Genomic DNA, 7,435 nt, shown 5'->3' with positions numbered 1-7,435 from the left:
GCCACGATCGCGACCGCAATCGCGAAATCTTTTCTCGCATTGCGTTTCCTCACCTTGGTGCTGCGTTCGCTGAGAGACATCGACTCACCGCAAATCCTTTCGCGGGACTAACGGTTCGACGCCGGCCAGGTTCCTTCGGGAACCTCACGCCAGCGAACCAGACCAACGAATCCATGAGACCAGTTTGCGCCTTTCGCTCCTGATGGAATCAGAAGCGAAGCTCCATGATTTTGTTTTGACGCGAACAATTATCCATCCTCGGGGCAAGCCCGAGGACATGCATCGCTCGAAACGCCGCAAAGGCAGGCCCGAGGACGGAATTCAATCGAAACGTCAGAGATCAACCAGCCCCGCGTCGCCATTCTGCAGGGCGAAAGCCAGCATCGAGCCCTTCGCATTCCAGGCCAGCGAAACGACAGGTGCGTCGCCGTCGCGGCGAACCGCGACCTTGGCGCCGTTGGCGATCTTAACCATCAGGATAACGCCGTTCTCGTAGCCGGCGGCAAGAAAGTCCTGCGTGGGGTGAAATGCGACCGCGGTGACGCGCGCCTGCAATTGCGCCAGCATCAGCGGCTCCCTGTCCATGGGGCCGTCCTTGCTGGCGAACGGCCAAATCACCACCCGGTCGGCTCCGGATGTGGCCAGCGCCTTTCCACCCGGGCTCCATGACAGCGATTTGACGCGGCTCGGGTAGCCGGTCATCTGCATGTGCTGCGCGTCCGCCAGCCGCCAGCCGTGCAGCGCCGGCTCGTGCATTGCGGTGACAATGAACCTGCTGTCGGGGCTGAACATCACGCCGAGGTGCGAGCCGGCCCATTCCAGCCGTTCCGGCTGCGCCATCATGTTCGGAAACCACAAAGTCACGCCGTTATAATGCGCGAGCGCGAGCCGCAGACCCTTCGGCGCGAAGGCGAGCCCTCCGACGCTCGATGGCGCTTCGATCGACTTGTCTTCGCCCTTGGGCCCGCGCACGAACGCGGTCTTGCCGACGGACCATGCGATCGCGCCATCGGGATGAACTGCGACGTTGTCGATCCAGCGGCGTTTTGCGTCGGTCACAAGGACCGAGCTCTCGCCCTTCATGTCGAGCGCGACAACCTTGCCGTCATCGCCGCCGGTGATGAGTCGTTTGCCGTCCGAAACCGACGACAGGATCGCGCCGCCATGAACGGCCGCCGCGACCTTCTCGCCGTCGCTGGAAACCAGCGTGATCGTTTCCTCGTCCCCGACGAAGGCGGCGCGGTCGCCGATAAAATACACGGCGGCAACCGGCATGCCGATGGCAACGGAACGCACGCGTTCGCCGATCGTGGTGATGGAATTCTGCTGCGGAGCGCTGGAGACGGTCATCACGCGGCAATGCAGTTCTGGAAGCCTTCGCGGATCAGCGCTTCCGGCAATTCGCGACCGATGAAGACGACACGGCTTTCGCGTTTCTCGTTGGGCTTCCATTCACGCTGGCGACTTCCCTCCAGCATCATGTGAACGCCCTGGAAGACATAGCGGTCGTTATCGTCGGCGAACGCGAGAATGCCCTTCGAGCGCAGAATCTTCTGTCCCTCCGCCGCCAGCAGTCCCTGCAGCCACGGCATGAACTTTTCCTGATCGAGCGGCTTGTCCGAACGCAACGACATCGATTGCATCTCTTCGTCATGGTAGTGCTTCAGACCATGGTCATGGTCATGCTCGTGACCATGGTCATGATCGTGATGATGGCCGTGGTCATGATCGTGATGGTCATGATGATGATCGTGATCATGGTGGTGGTCGTGATCGTCCTTGGCGAGGAAATCCGGCTCGAGTTCGAGGATACGGTCGAGATCGAACGCGCCGCGCTCCAGAACATCCGACAGCGCCACCTGGCAGCGTTCGGTGCGGTGCAGCTTGGCATAAGGATTGATGCCGCGTATCCGGCCTTCGACCTCGGCCAGTTCGGACGTGGACACCAGATCGGTCTTGTTGAGCACGATGACGTCGGCGAAGGCGATCTGGTTCTTGGCCTCGGGCGCATCCTTGAGCCGCTCGCTCAGCCACTTGGCGTCGGCGACCGTAACCACGGCATCAAGCCGCGCATTATTCTGCACGTCCTCGTCGACGAAGAAGGTCTGCGCGACCGGCGCCGGATCGGCAACGCCCGTGGTCTCCACGATGATGGCGTCGAACTTGCCCTTGCGCTTCATCAAGCCTTCGAGAATGCGCACGAGGTCGCCGCGCACCGTGCAGCAGACGCAGCCGTTGTTCATTTCGAACACTTCCTCGTCCGCGCCGATGATCAGGTCATTGTCGATGCCGACCTCCCCGAACTCATTGACGATCACCGCGTATTTCTTGCCGTGATTTTCGGACAGGATACGGTTCAACAGCGTGGTCTTGCCTGCGCCGAGATAGCCGGTGAGCACGGTCACGGGAATCTTCGTCGAGGCGGGAGCGTTTACATCAGACATCAACTGAACTCGTGGCTGCTCCCCTCCCCTTTGCAGGGAGAGGTTGGGGTCAATAGCACGCGTGAACATTCAGCGACCGTCCCCGGCCGCTTCGCGACCGGCCCTCTCCTCCGGAGAAAAGGCAAAAAAGGCGTCGACCGACTAGTCCACCAGCGCGCTCGTCATGGCCTTTATATTATGCCTGACCATGTCAATGTAAGTGGGGGCGTCGCCATTTTCGTCGCTCAAACTGTCGGAATACAAGGTCCCTCCGACCCGCGCCCCGGATTCGGCCGCAATCCGGCGGATCAGCCGTTCGTCGCTGAGATTCTCCAGGAAAATGGCCGGAATTTTTGCGTTTCTGATCTGGGTGACTGTCATGGCGATGTCGCGAGCGCTCGGCTCGCTGTCGGTCGAGACGCCCTGCGGGGCGATGAAAGCTATGCCGTAGGCCGCCTCGAAATAGCCGAAGGCATTGTGGGTCGAGATCACCTTGCGCCGCTCGGGCGGAATCCGGGCCACCGCTTCACGTACCTCCCGATCCAGCGCATCGAGTCTGGACAGATAGGCGGCGGCATTGGCCCGATAAACCGCCTCGCGCGACGGGTCCGCCGCAATCAGACCGTCGCGAATATTGGCGACATAGACCTTGGCATTGGCGACCGATTGCCATGCATGAGGATCGGCCGGGCCTTCGTCATGTCGGGTACTGTGCCTTTCGCCTGCGTCGGCTCCGCGCAAGGCAACGCCGCTGGACGCGACCACGATCGCCGCGTGGCCGCCGGATGCCTGCACCAGTCGCGGCAGCCAGCCTTCGAGGCCGAGGCCGTTGACGATCACCAGTTTCGCGGCCGCGACTTTCCTGACGTCGGCCGGCGTCGGGGTAAACACATGCACGTCGCCGTTGGTCCCGACCAGCGTCGTGACATCGGCCCGTGCGCCCGCGACCTCTTTAGTAAAATCGCCGAGGATCGAGAAACTCGCGACAACTTGGATACGATGATCGCTGCCGGCGTCGTCACGGCTTTGGGCGCGGACGGGAGCAAGCGCCGCCAGCACGATCACGATCGTCCAGAATATGAGACGGCGAGACCACGCCATGGCGTCCGTCATCACGCTTCGAGATGGGGCGCCGGGAAGAGCTGCCGAAGCATCCCGCCGACGCTGCCGAACAGCACCGACATCACATAAAGCGCCGTGGCGACCAGAATGACCGCAGGCCCCGAGGGCACCTTGCTGTGGAACGACAGAACCAGTCCCGCGTACCCCGACAGCATCGCGCTGACAACGGCGACCATCATCATGCCGGTGATGTCGCGCGCCCAGAATCGCGCGATAGCTGCCGGCAGCACCATCAGCCCGACCGCCAGCAACGTGCCCAGCGCGTGGAAGCCGTTGACCAAATTGACGACGACGAGCGCGAGAAACGCCAGATGAGCCGGCGCGCCCGCCCGGCTCACGGTGCGCAGAAACAACGGATCGACGCATTCGATCACCAGCGGGCGATAGATCACGGCGAGAACCACAAGCGTCACCGTGGCGTTGATCGCGATCACGATCAGCGTCTGGTTGTCCATCGCGAGGATATTGCCGAACAGCACATGCAGCAGATCAATATTGGTGCCCTTGACCGACACGATGGTGACGCCGAGCGCCAACGAGGCCAGGTAGAAGGTCGCCAGCGAGGAATCCTCTTTCAATTCGGTGACGCGCGACACCACCCCCGCCAGAATCGCCACCGCAAAACCTGCGATCAATCCCCCGGCGGTCATCGCAAACAGATTGAGGCCCGACAACAGAAAGCCGATGGCCGCTCCCGGCAGGATCGCATGCGCCATCGCGTCGCCAACGAGGCTCATCCGCCGCAGCATCAGGAATACGCCGATCGGCGCGGCGCCGAGTGCGAGCGCAATCGACGCTGCCAGCGCACGGCGCATGAATTCGAAATCGGCGAAGGGAGCAACCAGCCAGTCGTAGACCATGAATGCCTCAGGCCGCGCGGGACGGCAGGTGCGCCGCGCAAGCGGCCGCGCCGTCGTCGAAGGCTTCGCACATCTGCCTGGCGCGCGAAAGATTATCGGAAGTCAGCACCTGCGCCGTCGGGCCCCACGCCACCTCACCGCGCGCGAGCAGCAGCGTCTCCGGAAAATTCGCGCGCACCAGATCCATGTCGTGCAACGCGGCGAGCACCGTCCGCTTCTCCCCGTGCCAGCGCCGCACCAGAGCGAGCAGATCGGCCGAGGTCTTGGCGTCGATCGCGTTGAACGGTTCGTCCAGCACGATCACGGCCGCATCCTGCAACAGCACCCGCGCGAACAGCATCCGCTGCATCTGTCCGCCCGACAGCGTGCCAATGGGACGGTTTTCGAATCCGTTCAGGCCTACCGCCGCCAACGCTTCCACGATTTTCTCGCGCCCGGATCGGCCCAATGCGCCGAACGCCCCGGTGGCGCGCCACAGCCCCGAGCCGGTGAAATCGAACACCGAAATCGGAAAGCTGCGGTCGATCTCGGCGCTCTGCGGCAGATAGGCGATATCGCGGAGATCGCGCTTGCCGCGCGCGATCGAGCCCGCCAGCGGCTTGAGGATGCCGACGATGCCGCGAAACAGCGTCGACTTGCCCGCGCCGTTCGGGCCGACCACAGCCAGCAGCGCGCCGGACGCGACTTCTCCGCTCAGGTGATGAACGGCCGGATGCCGGTCATAACCGAGAGTGACGTCGCGGAACTGCAGTTGCGCGGCCATCTCACCTCATCGCCAATACAACGGCGGCCCAAAGCATGGCGCTGACCGCAAGCGCGGCACCGAGCCGCGCTGCCAGCGCCAGCCGCAGGATCGACCAGGGGACCGCCTGGGCGGGATGCGGCGCGGACAGCCCGTGAGTGTGTCCATGCCCATGGCCATGCTCGTGAGCCTGACCCCGATCGCGATGGTGAGAATGGAGCACTTGATACGCTTTCCGGTCCCGCAAAGGGACAAGGATCCAACCGCCAATTATCCCGATGTAATCGTTATATTATAACATCACAGGTGTCCAGCGGAGAAGGCTTCCGAACGAGGTGGGCTGCGGGCTGCAAGGGCCGTCCGGCGGCCCCGGTTTCACGCCAGGTGGCGAACCAGCGCGAGACCGGCGAACAGGCCTGCGATCGCCAGCACGATAGAGCCGGCCACGTAGAGGGCCGCAAGAGCGATCTCGCCGCGCTCGTACAGCAGCGCGGAATCAAGCGAGAATGTCGAGAAGGTGGTGTAGCCGCCGAGAACCCCGGTCATCACGAACAGCCGCCACGGCTGCGCGGCGCTCCCCTTGAACGCGAGATAGCCGGCGATCAAACCCATCACGAGCGAGCCTGAAACGTTGATGAGAAACGTGCCGAAGGGGAAATGTGTCCCGAAAACCCGGGCACACAACAGGTTGACTCCATGTCGAAAGGTCGCGCCGAGGCCGCCGCCGACAAAAACCAGAAGATAGTTCATCGTTTGTCCCTGTCGTTGAAAGCCTCTCGCCCGGCAAGCATCGTCTTGCGCATTGTGTCTTGCCGAAAATCCTTCGACGCGCAAGGCGACCACCCGAACGGTGCTCAAGGCTGATGAAAAAAGGCGGCACCATGGTGCCGCCTTTTGAATTCTCACAATTACGACAGAGACGTCGTCAGGAAGCCTTGCCCAAAAGCTCGTCGACGTATTCCCAATTCACCAGATGATCCAGGAACGCCTTCAGGTAATCGGGCCGGCGGTTGCGATAGTCGATATAATAGGAGTGCTCCCAGACATCGCAGCCGAGGATCGGCGTCGCACCGTGAATCAGCGGATTTTCGCCGTTCGGCGTCTTGGTGACTTCGAGCTTGCCGTTCTTCACCTGCAGCCAGGCCCAACCCGAGCCGAACTGCCCGGCGCCAGCCGCGGCGAAAGCGGCCTTGAACTTGTCCAGACCGCCCAGATCCTCGGTGATCTTCTTCTCCAGACGGCCGGGCAGCTTGGCGCCACCGCCGTTCGGCTTCATCCACTGCCAGAAATGCAGGTGGTTGTAGTGCTGACCGGCGTTGTTGAAGACGCCCACGGCCGCGCTCTTGCCGTACGAACTCCTGACGATGTCCTCGAGCGATTTTCCTTCGAATTCGGTCCCCTTGATCGCGTTATTGCCGTTGGTCACGTAGGCCTGGTGATGCTTATCGTGATGATATTCCAAGGTTTCTCGGGACATATGGGGCGCGAGCGCATCGTAGGAATAAGGCAGATTCGGAAGCGTGAAGGTCATGGGTTATTGTCCGGATTGGTGGAAGAATTTTTGATGAGAACCAAAAGGGCCTGACGAGACCCTCATCAGGGTTCCATCGCCGTAGATACTACGATAGCCGTTACATACCATAACATAATGGCGGTCAACGCCGAGTATGCAGTCTTGCCGATTGGGTATTCACCAAACGGGCGGCTCGCCGTCTCATCTCCCGCGCGCCGACGCCGCCCCGGTCACGACCCGGCCGGGCGCGGGTCGAGCCTTGGAACGGCTCCAGTTCAGAAGCGCGACTCCACGATTTGATTTGAGGCGTTTTCTTCACGAAATGGTAGCCGCTTCATCTGAAAACGCGACACGGCCATCGCTGAGACATCCTGTCGCGAAGATGGCTTCGCCGCCCATATCACGTTGCGCGACTCCGTTTTTTTGTTATGCACACCGGATTGCTCTGGAGGTTGTCATGCTCGTGCGATCCGGTTTTGCGATTGCAATCCTTGCCGCCAGCTTTTCTTTCGCCGATGCACAGACAACAGCCGACCCCACCGGCATCTGGCTGACGCAGGCCGGCGACGCCAAGGTCCGTGTCAGCAAATGCCGCGGCGGGATTTGCGGCGTGGTGGTCTGGCTGCGCAGTCCCATCGACCCCGCGACCGGACGGCCGGTCGTCGACGACAAGAATCGCAACCCGTCGCTTGCCAAACGACCGATGATCGGCCTGCCGCTGTTCCAGGGCATGTCGCAAAGCGGTCCGAACAAATGGTCCGGCACGATCTACAAC

The 7,435-nt window shown here is 62.0% G+C and carries 9 protein-coding genes; 1 reads left to right on the top strand and 8 read right to left on the bottom strand.

The annotated features are described in order from the left end of the window. Window positions 1-333: 333 nt before the first annotated feature. The 8 genes from BGN91_RS11015 to BGN91_RS10980 all read right to left on the bottom strand — a co-directional run bounded on the left by BGN91_RS11015 (window position 334) and on the right by BGN91_RS10980 (window position 6,678). Window positions 334-1,350 (bottom strand): WD40 repeat domain-containing protein, encoded by a 1,017-nt coding sequence (locus BGN91_RS11015; RefSeq protein WP_292613071.1) that lies wholly within the window; start codon window positions 1,348-1,350, stop codon window positions 334-336. Continuing rightward, complete coding sequence (locus BGN91_RS11010; RefSeq protein WP_292613069.1) at window positions 1,350-2,444, bottom strand: GTP-binding protein; 1,095 nt, start codon at window positions 2,442-2,444, stop codon at window positions 1,350-1,352. The genes BGN91_RS11015 and BGN91_RS11010 overlap by 1 nt, the downstream gene beginning before the upstream one ends. A gap of 141 nt (window positions 2,445-2,585) precedes the next feature. Beyond that, entirely contained in the window at window positions 2,586-3,536 is a 951-nt protein-coding gene (locus BGN91_RS11005; RefSeq protein WP_292613068.1) for a metal ABC transporter substrate-binding protein, read from the bottom strand. Next, complete coding sequence (locus BGN91_RS11000) at window positions 3,536-4,405, bottom strand: metal ABC transporter permease (RefSeq protein WP_292613066.1); 870 nt, start codon at window positions 4,403-4,405, stop codon at window positions 3,536-3,538. Before BGN91_RS11000 ends, BGN91_RS11005 begins: the two co-directional genes overlap by 1 nt. 7 nt (window positions 4,406-4,412) lie before the next feature. Beyond that, window positions 4,413-5,168 carry an ABC transporter ATP-binding protein gene (locus tag BGN91_RS10995; protein WP_292613064.1) on the bottom strand — a complete coding sequence of 252 codons (756 nt, stop codon included), beginning with the start codon at window positions 5,166-5,168 and terminating at the stop codon, window positions 4,413-4,415. 1 nt (window position 5,169) lies between these two features. After that, window positions 5,170-5,370, bottom strand: a complete 201-nt coding sequence (locus tag BGN91_RS10990) for a hypothetical protein (RefSeq protein WP_292613062.1) — start codon at window positions 5,368-5,370, stop codon at window positions 5,170-5,172. A gap of 152 nt (window positions 5,371-5,522) precedes the next feature. After that, window positions 5,523-5,897 carry a fluoride efflux transporter CrcB gene (gene crcB / locus BGN91_RS10985; protein ID WP_292613060.1) on the bottom strand — a complete coding sequence of 125 codons (375 nt, stop codon included), beginning with the start codon at window positions 5,895-5,897 and terminating at the stop codon, window positions 5,523-5,525. 175 nt (window positions 5,898-6,072) lie between these two features. Next, window positions 6,073-6,678 (bottom strand): superoxide dismutase, encoded by a 606-nt coding sequence (locus BGN91_RS10980; RefSeq protein ID WP_292613058.1) that lies wholly within the window; start codon window positions 6,676-6,678, stop codon window positions 6,073-6,075. Between the two features lie 439 nt (window positions 6,679-7,117). Between BGN91_RS10980 and BGN91_RS10975 the strand changes: the two genes are divergently transcribed. Further along, the coding region (locus tag BGN91_RS10975) for a DUF2147 domain-containing protein (RefSeq protein ID WP_292613056.1) at window positions 7,118-7,435 on the top strand (318 nt) is incomplete at its 3' end.

The organism is Nitrobacter sp. 62-13 (assembly GCF_001896955.1).
Classification (GTDB): Bacteria; Pseudomonadota; Alphaproteobacteria; order Rhizobiales; family Xanthobacteraceae; genus Nitrobacter.
The sequence above is the reverse complement of the archived record's forward strand: the minus strand, read 5'-3'. Positions and strand labels throughout refer to the sequence as shown.

What these genes read in the sequence shown, in the direction of transcription:
- BGN91_RS11005 (WP_292613068.1), bottom strand. Translation starts at nt 3,536, where the DNA reads ATGACGGACGCCATGGCGTGGTCTCGCCGTCTCATATTCTGGACGATC.
- BGN91_RS11015 (WP_292613071.1), bottom strand. Translation starts at nt 1,350, where the DNA reads ATGACCGTCTCCAGCGCTCCGCAGCAGAATTCCATCACCACGATCGGC.
- BGN91_RS10980 (WP_292613058.1), bottom strand. Translation starts at nt 6,678, where the DNA reads ATGACCTTCACGCTTCCGAATCTGCCTTATTCCTACGATGCGCTCGCG.
- crcB (WP_292613060.1), bottom strand. Translation starts at nt 5,897, where the DNA reads ATGAACTATCTTCTGGTTTTTGTCGGCGGCGGCCTCGGCGCGACCTTT.
- BGN91_RS11000 (WP_292613066.1), bottom strand. Translation starts at nt 4,405, where the DNA reads ATGGTCTACGACTGGCTGGTTGCTCCCTTCGCCGATTTCGAATTCATG.
- BGN91_RS10995 (WP_292613064.1), bottom strand. Translation starts at nt 5,168, where the DNA reads ATGGCCGCGCAACTGCAGTTCCGCGACGTCACTCTCGGTTATGACCGG.
- BGN91_RS11010 (WP_292613069.1), bottom strand. Translation starts at nt 2,444, where the DNA reads ATGTCTGATGTAAACGCTCCCGCCTCGACGAAGATTCCCGTGACCGTG.